This is a genomic window from Streptomyces sp. NPDC088915 (assembly GCF_044749825.1).
Taxonomy (GTDB): Bacteria; Actinomycetota; Actinomycetes; order Streptomycetales; family Streptomycetaceae; genus Streptomyces.
Genome location: NZ_JBIVIR010000002.1, coordinates 497,327 through 517,399 on the forward strand (window position 1 = coordinate 497,327; position 20,073 = coordinate 517,399).

General features: G+C 73.0%; 18 protein-coding genes. 15 read left to right on the plus strand and 3 right to left on the minus strand.

Features of this window, described 5'->3' with window-relative positions:
• Positions 1-170: 170 nt before the first annotated feature.
• The 3 genes from lepA (at position 171) to hemW (ending at position 5,434) form a co-directional block, all read left to right on the plus strand.
• Positions 171-2,039 carry a translation elongation factor 4 gene (gene lepA / locus ACIP5O_RS05785; protein ID WP_356544768.1) on the plus strand — a complete coding sequence of 623 codons (1,869 nt, stop codon included), beginning with the start codon at positions 171-173 and terminating at the stop codon, positions 2,037-2,039.
• Positions 2,040-2,265: 226 nt separating this feature from the next.
• A complete protein-coding gene (locus ACIP5O_RS05790) occupies positions 2,266-4,143 on the plus strand; it encodes an AMP-dependent synthetase/ligase (RefSeq protein WP_401289000.1) in 1,878 nt (625 codons plus the stop codon).
• Between the two features lie 49 nt (positions 4,144-4,192).
• Entirely contained in the window at positions 4,193-5,434 is a 1,242-nt protein-coding gene (gene hemW / locus ACIP5O_RS05795) for a radical SAM family heme chaperone HemW (protein WP_401289002.1), read from the plus strand.
• 146 nt (positions 5,435-5,580) lie between these two features.
• On the opposite strand, the gene ACIP5O_RS05800 is transcribed toward hemW, so the two are convergent.
• Positions 5,581-6,381, minus strand: a complete 801-nt coding sequence (locus ACIP5O_RS05800) for a DUF3097 domain-containing protein (RefSeq protein WP_401289004.1) — start codon at positions 6,379-6,381, stop codon at positions 5,581-5,583.
• Positions 6,382-6,500: 119 nt separating this feature from the next.
• Positions 6,501-7,229 carry an MBL fold metallo-hydrolase gene (locus ACIP5O_RS05805; protein WP_401289005.1) on the minus strand — a complete coding sequence of 243 codons (729 nt, stop codon included), beginning with the start codon at positions 7,227-7,229 and terminating at the stop codon, positions 6,501-6,503.
• Between the two features lie 147 nt (positions 7,230-7,376).
• On the opposite strand from ACIP5O_RS05805, the gene hrcA reads away from it, so the two are divergent.
• The 4 genes from hrcA (at position 7,377) to ACIP5O_RS05825 (ending at position 11,548) form a co-directional block, all read left to right on the plus strand.
• A complete protein-coding gene (gene hrcA, locus ACIP5O_RS05810; RefSeq protein WP_401289008.1) occupies positions 7,377-8,396 on the plus strand; it encodes a heat-inducible transcriptional repressor HrcA in 1,020 nt (339 codons plus the stop codon).
• Complete coding sequence (gene dnaJ / locus ACIP5O_RS05815; protein ID WP_401289010.1) at positions 8,397-9,533, plus strand: molecular chaperone DnaJ; 1,137 nt, start codon at positions 8,397-8,399, stop codon at positions 9,531-9,533.
• Between the two features lie 192 nt (positions 9,534-9,725).
• Entirely contained in the window at positions 9,726-10,808 is a 1,083-nt protein-coding gene (locus ACIP5O_RS05820; protein WP_356544756.1) for a nitronate monooxygenase, read from the plus strand.
• Positions 10,805-11,548: a 16S rRNA (uracil(1498)-N(3))-methyltransferase gene (locus ACIP5O_RS05825; protein WP_401289013.1), complete on the plus strand. Its 744-nt coding sequence runs from the start codon at positions 10,805-10,807 to the stop codon at positions 11,546-11,548. The genes ACIP5O_RS05820 and ACIP5O_RS05825 overlap by 4 nt, the downstream gene beginning before the upstream one ends.
• A 163-nt stretch (positions 11,549-11,711) precedes the next feature.
• Here ACIP5O_RS05825 and ACIP5O_RS05830 read toward each other — a convergent pair whose 3' ends face one another.
• A complete protein-coding gene (locus tag ACIP5O_RS05830; RefSeq protein WP_401289016.1) occupies positions 11,712-12,071 on the minus strand; it encodes a hypothetical protein in 360 nt (119 codons plus the stop codon).
• 85 nt (positions 12,072-12,156) lie between these two features.
• Here ACIP5O_RS05830 and ACIP5O_RS05835 point away from each other — a divergent pair, with 85 nt between their 5' ends.
• The 8 genes from ACIP5O_RS05835 (at position 12,157) to ybeY (ending at position 20,070) form a co-directional block, all read left to right on the plus strand.
• Positions 12,157-13,446 carry an ATP-binding protein gene (locus ACIP5O_RS05835; protein WP_401289019.1) on the plus strand — a complete coding sequence of 430 codons (1,290 nt, stop codon included), beginning with the start codon at positions 12,157-12,159 and terminating at the stop codon, positions 13,444-13,446.
• Positions 13,443-14,558: a tetratricopeptide repeat protein gene (locus tag ACIP5O_RS05840; RefSeq protein ID WP_401289021.1), complete on the plus strand. Its 1,116-nt coding sequence runs from the start codon at positions 13,443-13,445 to the stop codon at positions 14,556-14,558. Before ACIP5O_RS05835 ends, ACIP5O_RS05840 begins: the two co-directional genes overlap by 4 nt.
• Before the next feature lie 81 nt (positions 14,559-14,639).
• Positions 14,640-14,999: a histidine triad nucleotide-binding protein gene (locus ACIP5O_RS05845; protein ID WP_401289024.1), complete on the plus strand. Its 360-nt coding sequence runs from the start codon at positions 14,640-14,642 to the stop codon at positions 14,997-14,999.
• Positions 15,000-15,002: 3 nt separating this feature from the next.
• Positions 15,003-15,908, plus strand: coding sequence for a ribonuclease Z (locus ACIP5O_RS05850; RefSeq protein ID WP_401289027.1), 906 nt, complete (start codon positions 15,003-15,005; stop codon positions 15,906-15,908).
• Positions 15,909-15,910: 2 nt separating this feature from the next.
• A complete protein-coding gene (locus ACIP5O_RS05855) occupies positions 15,911-16,915 on the plus strand; it encodes an adenosine deaminase (RefSeq protein WP_401289363.1) in 1,005 nt (334 codons plus the stop codon).
• 313 nt (positions 16,916-17,228) lie between these two features.
• A complete protein-coding gene (locus ACIP5O_RS05860; protein ID WP_401289030.1) occupies positions 17,229-18,347 on the plus strand; it encodes a carbohydrate kinase family protein in 1,119 nt (372 codons plus the stop codon).
• A 165-nt stretch (positions 18,348-18,512) separates the two neighbouring features.
• Positions 18,513-19,559, plus strand: coding sequence for a PhoH family protein (locus ACIP5O_RS05865; protein WP_401289033.1), 1,047 nt, complete (start codon positions 18,513-18,515; stop codon positions 19,557-19,559).
• 13 nt (positions 19,560-19,572) lie between these two features.
• Entirely contained in the window at positions 19,573-20,070 is a 498-nt protein-coding gene (gene ybeY / locus ACIP5O_RS05870; RefSeq protein WP_030211030.1) for an rRNA maturation RNase YbeY, read from the plus strand.
• Positions 20,071-20,073: the final 3 nt, after the last annotated feature.

Consider the following 20,073-nt stretch of genomic DNA (forward strand, 5'->3'; position numbering starts at 1 on the left):
GGTTCGGTGTTCCTTCTGGAAGTGCCTCGCGAGCTGAGAGGGCAGACGAGACACAGCTGTCCACGGTATCAGCCGCCCTCGCGCCCGCCCAAACCGGGCGTCGGCCGCCGGGCATGGGACCATGGAGCCTACGTATCCGTTCAGAACATCGCCCGAGACGAGAAGCCTGCGTGCCCGCGACTCCTACCAACGTGCCCGAGCCGAGCCGTACCGACCCGGCTCTGATCCGCAACTTCTGCATCATCGCGCACATCGACCACGGCAAGTCCACGCTCGCCGACCGGATGCTCCAGCTCACCGGTGTGGTCGACCAGCGGCAGATGCGCGCCCAGTACCTCGACCGGATGGACATCGAGCGTGAGCGCGGCATCACGATCAAGTCCCAGGCGGTCCGTCTGCCGTGGGCTCCCACCGAGGGGCCGGAGCAGGGGCGCACGCACATCCTGAACATGATCGACACCCCCGGGCACGTCGACTTCACCTACGAGGTCTCGCGCTCCCTCGCGGCGTGCGAGGGCACGATCCTCCTGGTGGACGCGGCGCAGGGCATCGAGGCGCAGACCCTCGCCAACCTCTACCTGGCGATGGAGAACGACCTCACCATCGTCCCGGTCCTCAACAAGATCGACCTGCCGGCCGCGCAGCCGGAGAAGTTCGCCGAGGAGCTGGCGAACCTCATCGGCTGCCAGCCGGAGGACGTGCTCAAGGTCTCCGCGAAGACCGGTCTGGGCGTCGAGGCGCTGCTCGACCGCGTCGTGCGGGACGTCCCGGCGCCGGTCGGCGTCGCCGACGCCCCCGCGCGCGCGATGATCTTCGACTCGGTGTACGACTCGTACCGGGGTGTCGTGACGTACGTGCGTGTCGTCGACGGGCAGCTCAACAAGCGCGAGCGCATCAGGATGATGTCGACCGGCGCCACCCACGAGCTGCTGGAGATCGGCGTCTCCTCCCCGGAGATGACGCCGTCCGACGGCCTGGGCGTCGGCGAGGTGGGCTACCTCATCACCGGCGTGAAGGACGTCCGCCAGTCCAAGGTCGGTGACACGATCACCTCGCAGGCCAAGGGCGCCACCGAGGCGCTCGGCGGCTACAAGGACCCGAAGCCGATGGTCTTCTCGGGGCTCTACCCGCTGGACGGCTCGGAGTACCCCGACCTGCGCGAGGCCCTGGACAAGCTCCAGCTCAACGACGCCGCGCTCGTCTACGAGCCGGAGACCTCCGCCGCGCTCGGCTTCGGCTTCCGCGTGGGCTTCCTGGGCCTGCTCCACCTGGACGTGATCCGCGAGCGCCTGGAACGAGAGTTCGGCCTCGACCTGATCGCCACCGCCCCCAACGTGGTCTACCGCGTGGTCATGGAGGACGGCAGCGAGCACACGGTCACGAACCCGAGCGAGTTCCCCGAGGGCAAGATCGACGAGGTGTACGAGCCCGTCGTGCGGGCCACGATCCTCGCGCCCAGCGAGTTCATCGGCGCGATCATGGAGCTCTGCCAGAACCGGCGCGGCACCCTGATCGGCATGGACTACCTCTCCGAGGACCGGGTCGAGATCCGCTACACCCTGCCCCTCGCCGAGATCGTCTTCGACTTCTTCGACCAGCTGAAGTCCAAGACGCGCGGGTACGCCTCCCTCGACTACGAGCCCACGGGCGAGCAGGCCTCCAGCCTGGTCAAGGTCGACATCCTGCTGCACGGCGACAAGGTGGACGCCTTCTCCGCCGTCACCCACAAGGACGCGGCGTACGCCTACGGCGTGCGGCTCGTCGCCAAGCTGCGCGAGCTCATCCCCCGGCAGGCCTTCGAGGTGCCGATCCAGGCCGCGATCGGCTCCCGGGTGATCGCCCGCGAGACCATCCGCGCCATCCGCAAGGACGTCCTCGCCAAGTGCTACGGCGGTGACATCTCCCGGAAGCGGAAGCTGCTCGAGAAGCAGAAGGAGGGCAAGAAGCGCATGAAGATGGTCGGTTCGGTGGAGGTGCCGCAGGAGGCCTTCATCGCCGTCCTGTCGAGCGACGAGTCCTCCGGCAAGGGCAAGAAGTAGCCGCCGGGGAGCGGGCGGGAGCCGGGCCGGTGGCCCGGAAGAAGTAGCTGCTCCATACATCGAACGGGTCCACGCGCGGGGTGCGCGTGGACCCGTTCGTTATGAAGCGACGCACTGCAAGGCCTTACGCCCCGGACCTCGGGCCTTTAGTCTGATCCCGGCTCGAAGGTTACTCGCCAGTTAGTTACGAACCACCAGAAGGCACCGCCGCCGCCCGGAGGACGTCGTGAGCGACACACAGACCCAGATCGAGAACCGGCCGCCCTCCGTGGCGACCCTCTTCCTTGAGCGAGTCGAGCGGACTCCCGACGCGGAGGCCTACCGCTACCCGGTCCCCGCCGCGTCCGGCACCGGTCCGGACGACTGGAAGTCGCTCAGCTGGGGGCAGGCCGCCGAGCGGGTCTACGCGATCGCCGCCGGCCTCGTCGACCTCGGGGTCCAGGCCGAGGAGCGGGTCGCCCTCGCCTCCTCCACCCGGGTCGAGTGGATCCTCGCGGACCTCGGCGTGATGTGCGCGGGCGCCGCGACCACCACGGTCTACCCGCAGACCAACGCCGAGGAGTCGGCGTTCATCCTCTCGGACTCCGAGTCGAAGGTCCTCATCGCGGAGGACGCGGCCCAGCTCGCCAAGGCCGTCGAGCGCCGTGCCGACCTGCCGCACCTCCGCCACGTGGTCGTCGTCGACGCCGCCGGCGTCGAGAGCGACGGCGACTGGGTCCTCACCCTCGCCGAACTGGAGGAGCGCGGCCGGGCGTACCTGGAGACGCACCCCGAGGCGGTCAAGGAGCGGGTCTCCGCGATCACCTCCACGCAGCTCGCCACCCTCATCTACACCTCGGGCACCACCGGCCGCCCCAAGGGCGTCCGCCTCCCGCACGACAACTGGTCGTACATGGCCAAGGCCATCGCCGCCACCGGCATGGTCACCCGGGACGACGTGCAGTACCTGTGGCTGCCGCTCGCCCACGTCTTCGGCAAGGTCCTCACCTCCGGCCAGATCGAGGTCGGCCACGTCACCGCCGTCGACGGCCGCGTCGACAAGATCATCGAGAACCTGCCGGTGGTCCAGCCGACCTACATGGCGTCCGTGCCCCGCATCTTCGAGAAGGTCTACAACGGCGTCGCCGCCAAGGCCCGCGCCGGCGGCGGCGCCAAGTACAAGATCTTCCAGTGGGCCTCCGAGGTCGCCCGCGAGTACGCCAAGACCACCCAGGACAACTTCCGCCGCACCGGCACCGCCTCCGCGCCCTTCGGCCTCAGCGCCAAGCACAAGGTCGCCGACGCCCTCGTCTACGGCAAGATCCGCGAGGCCTTCGGCGGCAACCTGCGCGCGTGCGTCTCCGGCTCCGCCGCCCTCGCCCCCGAGATCGGCTACTTCTTCGCCGGCGCGGGCATCCACGTCCTGGAGGGCTACGGCCTCACCGAGTCCTCCGCCGCCTCCTTCGTCAACCCGGGCGAGGCCTACCGCACCGGCACCGTCGGCAAGCCGCTCCCCGGCACCGAGGTCCGCATCGCCGACGACGGCGAGATCCTGCTGCGCGGCCCCGGCATCATGGAGGGCTACCACGGCCTGCCGGAGAAGACGGCCGAGGTCCTGGAGTCCGACGGCTGGTTCCACACCGGCGACATCGGCGAGCTGTCCGCCGACGGCTACCTGCGGATCACCGACCGCAAGAAGGACCTGATCAAGACGTCCGGCGGCAAGTACATCGCGCCGGCCGAGGTCGAGGGCCAGTTCAAGGCCGTCTGCCCGTTCGTCTCGAACATCCTGGTCCACGGCGCCGACCGGAACTTCTGCACCGCTCTGATCGCCCTCGACGAGCCCTCCATCCTCGGCTGGGCCGCCGAGCACGACCTCGCCGGCAAGCCGTACGCCGAGGTCGTCGCCGCCCCGCAGACCGAGAAGCTGATCCAGGGGTACGTGGACCGCCTCAACGAGGGCCTCCAGCGCTGGCAGACGATCAAGAAGTTCCGCCTGCTGCCGCGCGACCTCGACATCGAGCACGGCGAGCTGACCCCGTCCCTGAAGCTCAAGCGGCCGGTCGTGGAGCGCGAGTACAAGCACCTCATCGAGGAGATGTACACGGGCTCGCGCGAGGCCTGACCGGCCCGCGGCCGGCGGACCGGCGGCTCACCCCGGGCGGTACGGGACAATGGGACCCATGCCTTCCGTACTGCCCGATGGTGAGACCGTTCCCGAGGACGGGGCGCTGCCCCCGCACGCCCTGGAAGGGGCCGGGGAGCGCCCGCTCGGGTTCTACCTGCACGTGCCGTACTGCGCGACGCGCTGCGGGTACTGCGACTTCAACACCTACACGGCGAGCGAGCTGCGCGGCACGGGGGGCGTGCTCGCCTCCCGGGACAACTACGCCGGGCAGGTCGCCGAGGAGGTCCGGCTCGCCCGCAAGGTCCTCGGGGACGACCCCCGGCCGGTCCGGACCGTCTTCGTCGGCGGCGGCACGCCCACGCTGCTCGCCGCCGGCGACCTCGTACGGATGCTGGGGGCGATCCGCGACGAGTTCGGGCTCGCGGACGACGCCGAGGTCACGACCGAGGCGAACCCGGAGTCGGTGGACCCGGCCTACCTGGCGGAGCTGCGCGCGGGCGGCTTCAACCGGATCTCCTTCGGCATGCAGAGCGCCCGGCAGCACGTCCTGAAGGTCCTCGATCGCACCCACACGCCCGGGCGCCCCGAGGCGTGCGTCGCCGAGGCGCGGGCCGCCGGGTTCGACCACGTCAACCTCGACCTGATCTACGGCACGCCCGGCGAGTCCGACGACGACTGGCGGGCCTCGCTCGACGCGGCGATCGGCGCCGGGCCCGACCACGTCAGCGCCTACGCGCTGATCGTCGAGGAGGGCACGCAGCTGGCCCGCCGCATCCGGCGCGGCGAGGTCCCGATGACCGACGACGACGTGCACGCCGACCGGTACCTGATCACCGAGGAGGTGCTGTCCGGGGCCGGTTTCTCGTGGTACGAGGTGTCCAACTGGGCCACCTCGGAGGCCGGGCGCTGCCTCCACAACGAGCTGTACTGGCGCGGCGCCGACTGGTGGGGCGCCGGGCCCGGCGCGCACAGCCACGTGGGCGGGGTCCGCTGGTGGAACGTGAAGCACCCGGGCACGTACGCGGCGGCCCTCGCGGCCGGGAAGTCGCCGGGTGCCGGGCGCGAGCTCCTCTCCGAGGAGGACCGGCGGGTGGAGCGGATCCTGCTGGAACTGCGCCTCCGGGACGGCTGCCCGCTGGACCTGCTCAGGCCCGCGGGGCTCGCCGCCTCCCGCAAGGCCCTGGAGGACGGCCTCCTGGACCCCGCCCCGTACGGGGCGGGGCGCGCGGTCCTGACCCTGCGGGGGCGGCTGCTCGCGGACGCGGTGGTGCGGGACCTGGTGGACTGAGTGGCGGTGACGCCCGGCCGCGGCGATCCCCGCGGCGGCGGGGACAAGGACCTGCTCGGCCGGGTCGACGAGCCGATCGACGGGACACCTCCGCGGAAGGCGGAGAAGAGGCCGGGCGTCGGTCGGTCCAACGATCGGCCTGGTGTTCAGGTCACGGTCACGTGGTCGATGAGCCGTTCCACGGCACCCAGCAGCTCCGGCTCCAGGTCCTTGTACGACGTCACCCGCGACAGGATGTGCTGCCAGGCCGCGCCCGTGTTCTCCGGCCAGCCCAGGGCGCGGCAGACGCCCGTCTTCCAGTCCTGGCCGCGCGGGACCGTCGGCCAGGCCGGGATGCCGAGCGAGGACGGCTTCACCGCCTCCCAGACGTCGATGTACGGGTGGCCGACGACCAGGACGTCCGGGGAGGTCACCCGCGCGGCGATCCGGGACTCCTTCGAGCCCGGGACCAGGTGGTCCACCAGGACGCCGAGGCGCGCGTCGGGCGCCGGGCCGAACTCCGCGACGATCGACGGCAGGTCGTCGACGCCCTCCAGGTACTCCACGACCACGCCCTCGATCCGCAGGTCGTCGCCCCAGACCCGCTCGACCAGCTCCGCGTCGTGGCGGCCCTCGACGTAGATCCGGCCCGCCCGCGCCACGCGCGCGCGTGCGCCGGGCACTGCGACCGAGCCGGAGGCCGTACGGGTCGGGCGGGCCGGGGCCGCCGAGGGGCGGACCAGGGTCACGACCTTCCCCTCCAGGAGGAAGCCGCGCGGTTCCAGCGGGAAGACCCGGTGCTTGCCGAAGCGGTCCTCCAGGGTCACCGTGCCCGCCTCGCAGCGGATCACCGCCCCGCAGAAGCCCGTCGCCACCTCCTCCACGACGAGGTCCCGGTCGGCCGGGACCTCCGGGACGGGCGCCGAGCGCTTCCAGGGGGGTGTCAGATCGGTTTGGTAGCTGCGCATGGGCTCAATCCTGTCCGGGGAGCGGCGTCGGGACACTGCCGGGGGTCCGGGGGCCGTCCCCCGGGAGATGCAGCCGTGGAGGCGTCAAGCCCGGGCCTTGGCCGCGCATCCGGGCGACGTTATGCGACGGAGAAGCGCGTCGCCAGTTCCTCGCGCTGGCGTCGTACGAACGCGGCGTCCACCACCGCCCCGTGCCCCGGCACGTACACCGCGTCCCCGCCGCCGAGCGACAGGAGCCGGTCCAGGGCGTCCGGCCAGCGGGACGGGATCGCGTCCGGGCCCGCCTGCGGCTCGCCCGACTCCTCCACCAGGTCCCCGCAGAAGACCACCTCCGGCGGACCGGGCACCAGGAGCACCAGGTCGTGGCCCGTGTGCCCGGGGCCGACGTTCGCCAGGAGCACCTGCCGGCCGCCCAGGTCGAGCGTCCACTCGCCGGAGACCATGTGCCGCGGGGCCACGAGCACGTCCACCGCCTCCGCGGCCGCCGCCGGGTCGAGGCCGTGCCGCACCGCGTCCGCCCGCAGCGCCTCCCGGTCCCGCTCCCGGGCGAGCAGCTCCTCCGTGCCGACCGCGCCGAAGACCTCCGCGCCCGCGAAGGCCGCCGTGCCGAACACGTGGTCGAAGTGCGGATGGCCCAGTGCGATGTGCGTCACCCTCCGGCCGCCCGTGAGTTCCGCCACCTCCGCCCGCAGCTTCGCGCCCTCCGCGAGGGACGACCCCGTGTCGTACAGCAGCACCGCCCGTTCGCCCACGACGAGCCCCACCGTGGCGTCCCAGACGGGCAGCCGGCGCCGGCCCACCCCGTCCGCGAGCCGCTCCCAACCCTGTGCTTCCCAGTCGACATCCATACCGCGACGCTAACCGGTGGGGCGTCGCCTCCTTGCCAGGAGCGACGTGTGCCGCCGTACACTGGCCCGGGATCGCTGGCACTCGGACAGGGCGAGTGCCAAAAGCGGAGCAACCGGATCGACCGACGACAGCTGGAGGTGCGCACGATGCTCAGCGAACGCAGACTCGAGGTGCTGCGCGCCATCGTCCAGGACTATGTCGGGACGGAGGAGCCGGTCGGCTCCAAGGCGCTCACGGAGCGCCACAAGCTCGGCGTGTCGCCCGCCACCGTGCGCAACGACATGGCCGTGCTCGAGGAGGAGGGCTACATCGCGCAGCCCCACACCAGCGCGGGCCGCATCCCGACGGACAAGGGCTACCGGCTGTTCGTCGACCGGCTCGCGGGGGTCAAGCCGCTGTCGACGCCCGAGCGGCGGGCCATCCACAACTTCCTCGACGGCGCCGTCGACCTGGACGACGTCGTCGGCCGCACGGTCCGGCTGCTCGCGCAGCTGACCCGGCAGGTCGCCGTCGTCCAGTACCCCTCGCTGACCCGCTCGACCGTCCGGCACGTGGAACTGCTCTCGCTGGCCCCGGCCCGCCTGATGCTCGTCCTCATCACGGACACCGGACGGGTCGAGCAGCGGGTGATCGACTGCCCCGCGCCCTTCGGCGAGACCTCGCTCGCCGACCTGCGGGCCCGGCTCAACAGCCGGGTCGTCGGCCGCCGGTTCGCCGACGTGCCGCAGCTGGTGCAGGACCTCCCCGAGTCCTTCGAGGAGCCCGAGGACCGCGCCACGGTCTCCACCGTGCTCGCGACCCTCCTCGAATCCCTCGTCGAGGAGCACGAGGAGCGGCTGATGATCGGCGGCACCGCCAACCTCACCCGCTTCGGACACGACTTCCCCCTGACGATCAGGCCCGTCCTGGAGGCTCTGGAGGAGCAGGTCGTCCTCCTCAAGCTGCTCGGCGAGGCCAAGGAATCGGGCATGACCGTACGGATCGGGCACGAGAACGCCCACGAGGGGCTGAGCTCCACGTCCGTCGTCTCGGTCGGCTACGGTTCGGGCGGCGAGGCAGTCGCCAAACTCGGCGTGGTCGGACCGACCCGCATGGACTACCCCGGAACGATGGGAGCGGTACGCGCAGTGGCACGTTACGTCGGACAGATCCTGGCGGAGTCGTAAGTGGCCACGGACTACTACGCCGTACTCGGCGTACGCCGCGACGCGTCCCAGGACGAGATCAAGAAGGCCTTCCGGAGGCTCGCGCGCGAGCTGCACCCGGACGTCAATCCCGATCCGAAGACGCAGGAACGCTTCAAGGAGATCAACGCCGCCTACGAGGTCCTCTCGGACCCGCAGAAGAAGCAGGTCTACGACCTCGGCGGCGACCCGCTCTCGGCCTCCGGCGGAGGCGGCGCGGGCGGCTTCGGAGCGGGCGGCTTCGGCAACTTCTCCGACATCATGGACGCCTTCTTCGGCACGGCCTCGCAGCGCGGCCCGCGCTCGCGCACCCGCCGGGGCCAGGACGCCATGATCCGTCTGGAGATCAGCCTCGACGAGGCGGCCTTCGGCACCACCAAGGACATCCAGGTCGACACGGCGGTCGTCTGCACGACCTGCTCCGGCGAGGGCGCCGCGCCCGGCACCTCCGCGCAGACCTGCGACATGTGCCGCGGCCGCGGTGAGGTCTCCCAGGTCACCCGGTCCTTCCTGGGCCAGGTCATGACCTCCCGGCCCTGCCCGCAGTGCCAGGGCTTCGGCACCGTCGTCCCGACCCCGTGCCCCGAGTGCGCGGGCGACGGGCGGGTCCGCTCCCGCCGCACCCTCACGGTCAAGATCCCGGCCGGCGTCGACAACGGCACCCGCATCCAGCTCGCGGGCGAGGGCGAGGTCGGTCCCGGCGGCGGCCCCGCCGGCGACCTGTACGTCGAGATCCACGAGACCCCGCACGAGACGTTCCAGCGGCGCGGCGACGACCTGCACTGCACGGTCACCCTTCCGATGACGGCCGCCGCGCTCGGCACCAAGGTGCAGTTGCAGACCCTCGACGGCATCGAGGAGATCGACGTCCGTCCGGGCACCCAGTCCGGCCAGTCGATCCCGCTCCACGGGCGCGGCGTCACCCACCTGCGCGGCAACGGGCGCGGCGACCTCATCGTGCACGTCGAGGTCCAGACCCCGGGCAAGCTCGACGCGGAGCAGGAGCGCCTCCTGCGCGAGCTCGCCAAGCTGCGCGGCGAGGAACGGCCCACGGGGCAGTTCCAGCCGGGGCAGCAGGGGCTGTTCTCGCGCTTGAAGGACGCGTTCAACGGGCGGTAGGCGCTCTGCCGGGGGTCCGGGGGTCGTCCCCCGGGTCAGCCCAGTCAGCCGGGGCAGCAGGGGCTGTTCTCGCGGTTGAAGGACGCGTTCAACGGGCGGTAGGCCCGGCTCGTACGTGTGGAAAGGGGCGGTATCCATCCGTGGATACCGCCCCTTTCCGTACCCCTCCCCGTGGCATGACACGATGCCCATATGTCCACCACCGCACTGAACGATCTCTCCCGGATCCCGATCGTGCAGGCCCCCATGGCGGGTGGCGCCTCCTGTCCCGAGCTCGCCGGAGCCGTCTGCGAGGCCGGGGCGCTCGGCTTCCTGGCCGGCGGCTACAAGACGGCCGGAGGGCTGTACCAGGAGATCAAGCAGGTGCGCGGGCTCACCGCACGCCCCTTCGGCGTCAACCTCTTCATGCCGCAGACCGGACGGCCCGCCGACCCGGCCGCCGTCGAGGTCTACCGCCACCAGCTCGCCGGGGAGGCCGACTGGTACCGGACCCCGCTCGGCGAGACCGACGACTCCCGCGACGACGCCTACGACGCCAAGCTGGCCATCCTCCTGGAGGACCCGGTCCCCGTCGTCTCCTTCACCTTCGGCTGCCCCGCGCCCGAGGCCCTCGCCGCCTTCGCCCGCGCCGGTACGTACACGATCGTCACCGTCACCTCCGCCGAGGAGGCCCTGGCCGCCGAGCGCGCCGGGGCCGACGCCGTCTGCGTCCAGGGCGTCGAGGCCGGCGGGCACCAGGGGACCCACCGCGACGACCCGGACGAGGACGGCACGCCCGGCACCGGTCTGCTCGCCCTCGTCACCCAGGTCCGCGAGAACGTCCGCCTCCCGCTCGTCGCCGCCGGCGGGATCATGCGCGGCGCCCAGATCGCCGCCGTCCTCGCGGCCGGGGCCGACGCCGCCCAGCTCGGCACCGCCTTCCTCGCCTGCCCCGAGTCGGGCGCCCACCCGCTGCACAAGCGGGCCCTGACCGACCCGCTGTTCACCCGCACCGCCCTCACCCGGGCCTTCTCCGGGCGCCCGGCGCGCGGCCTCGTCAACCGCTTCACGCGCGAGCACGGCCCGTACGCCCCCGCCGCCTACCCCGAGGTCCACCACCTCACCGCCCCGCTGCGCAAGGCCGCCGCCACCGCGGGCGACGCCCAGGGCATGGCCCTCTGGGCCGGCCAGGGCCACCGCCTCGCCCGCGAACTCCCCGCCGGGCGGCTGGTGGAGGTCCTCGCCGCCGAACTCGACACCGCCCTCTCGGAACTGGCCCACAGGAGCACCCCGTGACCGCACCCGTCTTCGTCGTCGACGCCGTCCCCGGCGCCGGGAACTTCCTCCTGGACGGCCCCGAGGGGCGGCACGCCGTCTCCGTGAAGCGGCTGCGGGAGGGCGAGGAGCTGGTCCTCGTCGACGGCCGGGGCCGCTGGGCCGCCTGCGAGGTGCTCGCCACCGAGGGCAAGGACCGACTGACCGTACGGGTCGCCGAGGTCCACGAGGACCCGGAGGAGGAGCCCCGGATCACCGTCGTCCAGGCGCTCCCCAAGGGCGACCGGGGCGAGCTGGCCGTCGAGACCATGACGGAGACCGGCGTGGACGCGATCGTCCCGTGGGCCGCCTCCCGCTGCATCACGCAGTGGAAGGGCGACCGGGGCCTCAAGGCGCTCGCCAAGTGGCGGTCCACCGCGCGCGAGGCCGGCAAGCAGTCGCGCCGCACCCGCTTCCCCGAGGTCGCCGACCTCATGACGACCAAGCAGGTCGCCGCCCTCCTCGCGGAGGCCGACTTCGCGGCCGTCCTGCACGAGGACCGCGACCACCCCAGCGGCGCGCTCGCCACCGCCGACCTCCCCGCGAAGGGGTCGGTCGTCCTGGTCGTCGGGCCCGAGGGCGGGGTCTCCCCGGAGGAGCTGGCCGCCTTCGCGGCGGCCGGGGCGAAGCCGTACCGGCTGGGCCGCAGCGTGCTGCGCACCTCCACGGCGGGCACGGCGGCGACGGCCCTGGTCCTGGGCCGGACGGGCCGCTGGAGCTAGGACCGACACCCGAAGGCCGAGGCGCGTCGACCGCCGGCCCCCGAAGCCGTCCGCCCGCGCCGGCTGTCAGCCCCGAAGCCGTCCGCCCGCGCCGGCCGGCAGCCCCCGAAGCCGTCCGCCCGCGCCGACCGCCAGCCCCCGAAGCCGTCAGCCGTGCCGGCCGTCAGCCCGCCCCGGCCGTCAGCTCGTCGAAGAGCGGCCAGCCGTCCTCCTCCCGCGTCCCGTTCGCGGTGGGGACGAGGCCGCGGGCAACCGCCGCGTCGAGGAACCGGCGGGCGACCCCGGGCTCGTCGAGGTTGAGCCAACCGCCCCCGGCGGCGAGCACCTCGTGCCGGCCCATCGTGAAGCCGGCCACCGCACGGCCCGGCGCCTCCCGGAAGACCAGCCGGAGCACGGCGTGCGGGGACCCGGCGCGGCGCAGGGCCAGCACGGTCCGGCAGTCGGGGTGCCGGTGCCGGACGTTCCAGAGCCAGACCGTGCCGTCGTCGACCGTCAGTCCGCGCAGCGCCCCGTCCCGTCTCATGCGGCGCAGTGTACGGAGGGCGCCCGCGGGGGCCCGGGGCGAACCCGGTGGACGACACCCCCGGGGGGCTCCTTAGGGTGGCCGCATGGCCGACGAGTCCCCCCTGATCCGCAGTCTCCGCGCCGCCGTGGCCGCCGCCCCCGGCGACGTACCCCTGCGTCTCCACTTCGCCGAACTCCTCCTCGCGGAGGGACGCAACGACGAGGCCGTCGCCGAGGCGGCCGTCGCCCTCCAGCACGCGCCCGGGGACGCGGCCGCCCGCGCCCTGATGGTCCGCGCGATGGGGCTGCCCGCCGCGGAGGACCCGGCCCCCGCGCCGAGCGCCCCCGCCCCGGACGGATCCGCCCCGGACGCGCCCGCGCCGAGCGTCCCCGCCCCCTCCTTCGACTGGAACGCCGCCGAGCAGCAGGTCCAGGACCTCGTCGGACCCCGCTTCCTGGAGGACCCGCAGGCCGCCGACGGCGACGGGACCGCCGGGGACGCGGCCGCCTGGGACGTCGACGCCCCCGGCTCCGTCCGCCTCGCCGACGTCGGCGGCATGGAGGAGGTCAAGGACCGCCTGGAGGCCGCCTTCCTCGCCCCCATGCGCAACCCCGAACTGCGCAGGCTCTACGGCAAGTCGCTGCGCGGCGGCCTGCTCCTCTACGGCCCGCCCGGCTGCGGCAAGACCTTCATCGCCCGGGCCGTCGCGGGCGAGCTGGGCGCGAGCTTCCTCACCGTCTCGCTCTCCGACGTCCTCGACATGTGGATCGGCGCCTCCGAGAAGAACATCCACGACATCTTCGAGACCGCCCGCCGCCAGGCCCCCTGCGTCGTCTTCCTCGACGAGCTGGACGCCCTCGGCGCCAAGCGCTCCCGTACTCACCACAGCGGCCTGCGCAACGTCGTCAACCAGCTCCTCACCGAGCTCGACGGCATCGCGAGCGGCGCCGGGAACGAGGGCGTCTTCGTGCTCGCCGCCACCAACGTCCCCTGGGACGTGGACATCGCCCTGCGCCGCCCCGGCCGCCTCGACCGCACCCTGCTCGTGCTGCCGCCGGACGCCGCCGCGCGCGAGGCGATCCTCCGCTACCACCTGCGCGAGCGGCCCATCGAGGCCGTCGACCTCGGCAAGCTCGTCAAGGCCACCGAGGACTTCTCCGGCGCCGACCTCGCGCACGTCTGCGAGACGGCCGCCGAGGCCGCCCTCCTCGACTCCGCCCGCAGCGGCTCCGTACGCCTGATCACCACCAAGGACCTGCTCGGCGCGGCCAAGCAGATCAAGCCGTCCACGGAGCCGTGGTTCGCCGCCGCCCGGAACGTCGCCATGTTCGCCAACGAGGGCGGCCTCTACGACGACCTGCTCGCCCACCTCAAGCGGAAGCGCAAGCTGTGAGCGGGGCGGAGGCCCGGGGCGCCCACGGCACCGCGCTGCGGCGCGCCGAGGCGCTGTACGAGGCCGGGCGGTACGAGCAGGCCGGGGCGCTGGCCGCCCAGCACCTGGCGACCGACCCCGAGGACGCCGAGGCCCTCGTCCTGCTCGCCCGCTGCCACCACCGGAGCGGCGCCCACCCCGCCGCCCTGGCCGCCGTGGACCAGGCGCTGCGCGCCGAGCCCGAACTGCTCGGCGCCTGGCTGATGCGCGTCCAGGTCCTCCTCTCCCAGAAGCACTACCAAGAGGCCGAGTCCACCGCCCGGCACGCCGTCGCGCTCGCCCCGCAGTACTGGGGCACCCACTACGCGCTCGGCACCGCCCTCGCGGAGCACGGCGAACACGCCCGCACGCCCGCGCGTACCGTCGAGGCGTACGAGGCGGCCCGGACCGCCGTGAACCTCGCGCCCGAGGAGGACGCGGCCCACTTCCTGGTCGGCCTCACCGCCCAGCGCCGGGGCGACCACGCCACCGCGCAGCGGGCGTACGAGACGGCGCTGCGCCTCAACCCGCAGAGCAGCGAGGCCCACAACAACCTCTCGCTGCTCCGGCTGCGGCGGCGCTGGTTCCGGCGCGGGGCGTGGACGCAGGCCGCCGAGGGGTTCGTCGCCTCCGCCGCGCTCGACCTCCAGGACCGCAAGGCCCGCTACAACCTGGAGGCCATGGCCTGGAACACCGCCGCCGGGGCCCGCTGGGTCGCCCTGATCGGCTTCGTCGCCTCCGCGCTCGGCTCCGCTCCCGTCCGCACCGGCGCGACCGGGGCCGAGGCGGTCGTCCCGTTCCTGATCGGCGCGGCCGTCCTCGTCGGCGCCTGGGGCGGTTGGGTGCTGTGGATGGGCCGCCGGCTGCCGCCCCGGCTGCGCCGTCCTCTGCTGCTCGTGGCGCGCGGCTGCCGGCCGGTGATCGCCATGGCGACGGCCGTGGGGCTGCTCGGGCTCCACTCGGTGGTGACGATGGCCCTCTGGTCCCTCGACGCGGGCGTGGTCGGCGGGCTCGGGGCGCCGCTGTTCTGGGGCGTGGTCATCACGTACTGGGTGAGCCGCTCGTTCCTGAACCGGCGCGCGCCGAAGGACTGACCGGGCCGGGGGAAAGGGGCCGTCGGCGGCGGCCGATAGCATGCGTCTGTACTGATCGACGGAGGCGAGGAGGCCCGGACCATGGCCGGAGAGCCGCAGAGCGACTGCCTGTTCTGCAAGATCGTGTCGAGGGAGGTGCCCGCGACGATCGTGCGCGAGACGGAGACGACCGTCGCGTTCCGCGACATCAACCCCCAGGCGCCCACCCACGTCCTGGTGATCCCGCGCCTCCACTACCCGGACGCCGCCTCCCTCGCCGCCGCCGAGCCGACCGTGGCGGCCGACCTGCTGCGCGAGGCCGGCCGGGTCGCCGCCCAGGAGGGGACCGAGGACAGCGGCTACCGCATCGTCCTCAACACCGGCGCGGGCGCGGGCCAGACCGTCTTCCACGCCCACGCGCACGTCCTGGGCGGCCGCGGCCTCACCTGGCCCCCCGGATAAGCCGTGTCCGTACGCGAACTGGTCGTCCTCGGGACCGCGAGCCAGGTCCCGACCCGGCACCGCAACCACAACGGCTACCTGCTGCGCTGGGACGGCCAGGGGATCATGTTCGACCCCGGCGAGGGCACCCAGCGCCAGATGCTGCGGGCCGGGGTCGCCGCGCACGACCTCGACCGGATCTGCGTCACGCACTTCCACGGCGACCACTCGCTCGGCCTGGCCGGGGTGATCCAGCGGATCAACCTCGACCAGGTCCCGCACCCGGTCACCGCCCACTACCCGGCGAGCGGACAGCGCTTCTTCGAGCGGCTGCGGTACGCCACGGCCTACCGCGAGACCGTGCGGCTGGTGGAGGCGCCCGTCGCCGCCGACGGGCCGCTCGCCGTCACCGACGCGTACACCCTGGAAGCGCACCGGCTCTCCCACCCCGTCGAGTCGTACGGCTACCGGCTCGTCGAGCCCGACGGGCGCCGCATCCTGCCCGAGAGGCTCGCCGCGCACGGCATCAAGGGCCCCGACGTGGGCCGGATCCAGCGCGACGGCGTCCTGGACGGCGTCACCCTCGACGAGGTCAGCGAGGTCCGGCGCGGACAGCGCTTCGCCTTCGTCATGGACACCCGGCTCTGCGAGGGCGTGCACGCCCTCGCCGAGGGCGCCGACATGCTCGTCATCGAGTCGACCTTCCTCGACGAGGACGTCCGCCTCGCCACCGACCACGGCCACCTGACGGCCGGACAGGCCGCCGCGGTCGCCCGGGACGCGGGCGTGCGGCACCTCGTCCTCACCCACTTCTCGCAGCGCTACCACGACCCCGCCGCGTTCGAACGGCAGGCGCGGGCGGCCGGGTTCGACGGCGAGCTGAGCATTGCCCAGGACCTCATGCGGGTCCCCGTACCGAAACGAACGTGAACATGCCCCTCCCCAAGGCCGAACTGCACCTCCACATCGAAGGCACCCTCGAACCCGAGCTGGCCTTCGCGCTCGCCGCGCGCAACGGCGTCACCCTGCCGTACGCGGACACCGACGCCCTGCGCGAGGCGTACCGCTTCAGCGACCTCCAGTCCTTCCTGGACCTGTACTACGGCCTGATGGCGGTCCTGCGCACCGCTGGGGACTTCACCGAACTCGCCGACGCCTACCTGGAGCGGGCCGCGGCCCAGGGCGTCCGGCACGCAGAGATCTTCTTCGACCCTCAGGCGCACACCGCCCGCGGCGTCCCGATCGGCACCGTGATCGAGGGCCTGACCGCCTCCCTCGACCGCGCCGAGGAGCGGTACGGGATCTCCACCCGGCTCATCATGTGCTTCCTGCGCGACGAGTCCGCCGAGTCGGCCCTCGCCACCCTGGAGGCCGCGAAGCCCCACCTGGACCGGATCACCGGCGTCGGCCTCGACTCGGCCGAGGTCGGCCATCCGCCCGCCAAGTTCCGCGAGGTGTACGAGGAGGCCGCCCGGCTCGGCCTGCGCCGCGTCGCCCACGCGGGCGAGGAGGGCCCCGCGGCGTACGTCCGCGAGGCCCTCGACGTCCTCGGCGTCGAGCGGATCGACCACGGCCTGCGCTGCATGGACGACCCCGACCTCGTCGCCCGGCTCGCCCGCGAGCGGGTCCCGCTCACCCTCTGCCCCCTGTCGAACGTCCGCCTCCGCGTCATCGACACCCTCGCCGACCATCCGCTCCGCGCGATGATGTCGGCCGGCCTCCTCGTCACCGTCAACTCCGACGACCCCGCCTACTTCGGCGGCTACGCGGGCGACAACTACGACGGCGTCCGCGACGCGCTCGGCCTCACGGAGGAGCAGCTCCGCGAACTGGCCCGGAACTCCTTCCGGGCGTCGTTCCTGGAGGACGAGGAGGAGCGGCGGGAGCGGTATCTGGCGGAGGTGGAGGCGTACGAGTTCGGGGGTGGCGGGGCGTAGGTGCGGGCGGGGCGGGTCGAGTGCGGGGCCGGGGCGCCTGCGGCGGGCTTCTCCCCCACCCCGCCCCTTCCCGAAACCGGGGCTCCGCCCCGGACCCCGCGCTTCAAATGCCGACGGGCTGAACTTCAGCCCGTCCGGCGTTTGAGGACACGGCCGAAGGCCGTACGGGGTCCGGGGGCTCGCCCCCGGTTTCGGGAAGGGGCGGGGTGGGGTGGAAGGCCCGCCGCAGGCGTTCCTCCCCGTGAGTCCCACCCACCTCCCGCCCCCCATCGGGCACACTGGGCGGATCCACACCGCGACCGGGGAGTCCGCCGTGACCACAGCCAGGGGAGAGCAGCCGCACCACGACGCCGAGGTCGATCCGCTGGAGCGCCTCCGCGAGCCCACGGACCCCGCCTGTGACGTCTTCCTGACCGGCACGGTCTTCCTGGACATCATCTTCACCGGCCTCGACAGCGCCCCCGTCCGCGGCACCGAGTCCTGGGCCCGCGGCATGGGCTCCAGCCCCGGCGGCGTCGCCAACATGGCCACCGCGCTCGCCCGTCTCGGCCTGCACACCTCCCTCGCCGCCGCCTTCGGCGACGACCACTACGGCGAGTACTGCTGGGACGCCCTGGAGCAGGGCGAGGGCATCGACCTCTCCTTCTCCCGCACGGTCCCCGGCTGGCACTCCCCGGTCACCGTCTCCATGGCCTACGAGGGCGAGCGCACGATGGTCTCCCACGGCCACGAGGCCCCGCCGCCCGACGGCGCCCTGCCCGCCTACCCGCCGCACGCGCGCGCGGCCGTCGCCTCCCTGGCCCCCGGCCGCCCCGAGGAGTGGGTCGCCCAGGCCGCCCGCGCCGGCGCCAAGGTCTTCGCCGACGTCGGCTGGGACGACACCGGCCGCTGGGACCTGGCGGCCCTCCCCGACCTGGAGCACTGCGAGGCGTTCCTGCCCAACGCCGCCGAGGCGATGCGCTACACCCGCACCGACTGCCCCCGGGCCGCCGCCCGCGCCCTCGCCGACAAGGTCCGCTACGCCGTGGTCACCCTCGGTGCCGAGGGCGCCTACGCCGTCGACGGCGCCACCGGCGAGACCGCCGAGGTCCCCGCCATCCAGGTCCCCGCCCTCGACCCGACCGGCGCCGGGGACGTCTTCGTCGCCGGTTTCGTCACCGGCACCCTCGCCGACTGGCCCCTCGCCGACCGGCTCGCCTTCGCCGGGCTCACCGCCGCCCTCTCCGTCCAGGAGTTCGGCGGCTCCCTCTCCGCCCCCACCTGGGACGAGATCGCCGCCTGGTGGCAGCGGGCCCAGGGCGACTCCCGGCAGGACCCCGAGGCCCTGCGCGGCCGCTACGCCTTCCTGGAGCGCCTCCTGCCCGCCCCCGGCCGCCCCTGGCCGCTGCGCCGGGCGGTCCCGACGATCGGCTTCCGCGCGGCCGCTTCGTAGGACGCCCCTCCCAGGACGCCCCTCGAAGGAGGGCACGCCACTCGAACGGTCCTCCGTAAACCCCTTAGGCACCGTCGGTACCAAGTCGTAGGCTTGGTGGTCGAGAGGTTGTCGAGCAGCGAGAACCCTGCGACGGGAGGTATGTGCAGGCCACAGTGCCGGCCCATGACTCACACACCCACAGCCCACGACGGAGCGCCCCACGACGGGGCGCGCGGACAGGCCCGCGCCCACTTCACCGTCCCCGCCAAGCATCCGATGGTGACCCTCCTCGGCTCCGGGGACGCCCTGCTCCGCGTGATCGAGCGCTCCTTCCCGGACACCGACATCCACGTCCGGGGCAATCAGGTCAGCGCGGTCGGCGACGCGACGGAAGTCGCCCTGATCCAGCGCCTGTTCGACGAGATGATGCTGGTGCTCCGCACCGGTCAGCCGATGACGGAGGACGCAGTGGAACGCTCGATCGCCATGCTCAGGGCGAGCGGGGACGGATCGGCGGAGGGCGGCGAGGAGACTCCCGCCGAGGTGCTCACGCAGAACATCCTCTCCAGCCGGGGACGCACGATCCGCCCCAAGACGCTCAACCAGAAGCGGTACGTCGACGCCATCGACAAGCACACGATCGTCTTCGGCATCGGCCCCGCGGGCACCGGCAAGACCTACCTCGCCATGGCCAAGGCGGTCCAGGCCCTGCAGTCCAAGCAGGTCAACCGGATCATCCTGACCAGGCCCGCCGTCGAGGCGGGCGAGCGGCTCGGCTTCCTGCCGGGCACGCTCTACGAGAAGATCGACCCGTACCTGCGCCCGCTCTACGACGCCCTGCACGACATGCTCGACCCCGACTCGATCCCCAAGCTCATGGCGAGCGGGACGATCGAGGTCGCGCCCCTGGCGTACATGAGGGGTCGCACGCTCAACGACGCGTTCATCATCCTGGACGAGGCGCAGAACACGAACCCCGAGCAGATGAAGATGTTCCTCACCCGCCTCGGCTTCGACTCGAAGATCGTCATCACCGGTGACGTCACCCAGGTCGACCTGCCGAACGGGACGAAGAGCGGTCTGCGGCAGGTCCGCGACATCCTCGACGGGGTCCAGGACGTCCACTTCTCCACGCTCACGTCGCAGGATGTCGTCCGGCACAAGCTCGTCGGCCGTATCGTCGACGCGTACGAGCAGTACGACAGCCGCAACGGCCGCAACGGGAAGTAGTCACAGAACCACCATGTCGATCGACGTCAACAACGAGTCCGGCACCGAGGTCGACGAGCAGTCGATCCTCGACATCGCCCGCTACGCGCTCGCGCGCATGCGCATCCACCCCCTCTCCGAGCTCTCGGTGATCGTCGTGGACGCGGAGGCGATGGAGCAGCTCCACATCCAGTGGATGGACCTGCCCGGCCCCACGGACGTCATGTCCTTCCCGATGGACGAGCTGCGTCCGCCGGCGAAGGACGACGCGGAGCCCCCGCAGGGGCTCCTCGGCGACATCGTGCTCTGCCCCGAGGTCGCCACCCAGCAGGGCAAGGACGCGCCGACGCAGCACTCCATGGACGAGGAGCTCCAGCTCCTCACCGTCCACGGGGTGCTGCACCTCCTCGGGTACGACCACGAGGAGCCCGACGAGAAGGCCGAGATGTTCGGCCTCCAGGCGGCGATCGTCGACGGCTGGCGCGCGGAGAAGGGCCTGACGGGCCCCTCCCCGGCGCCGACCGTCTCCTGACCC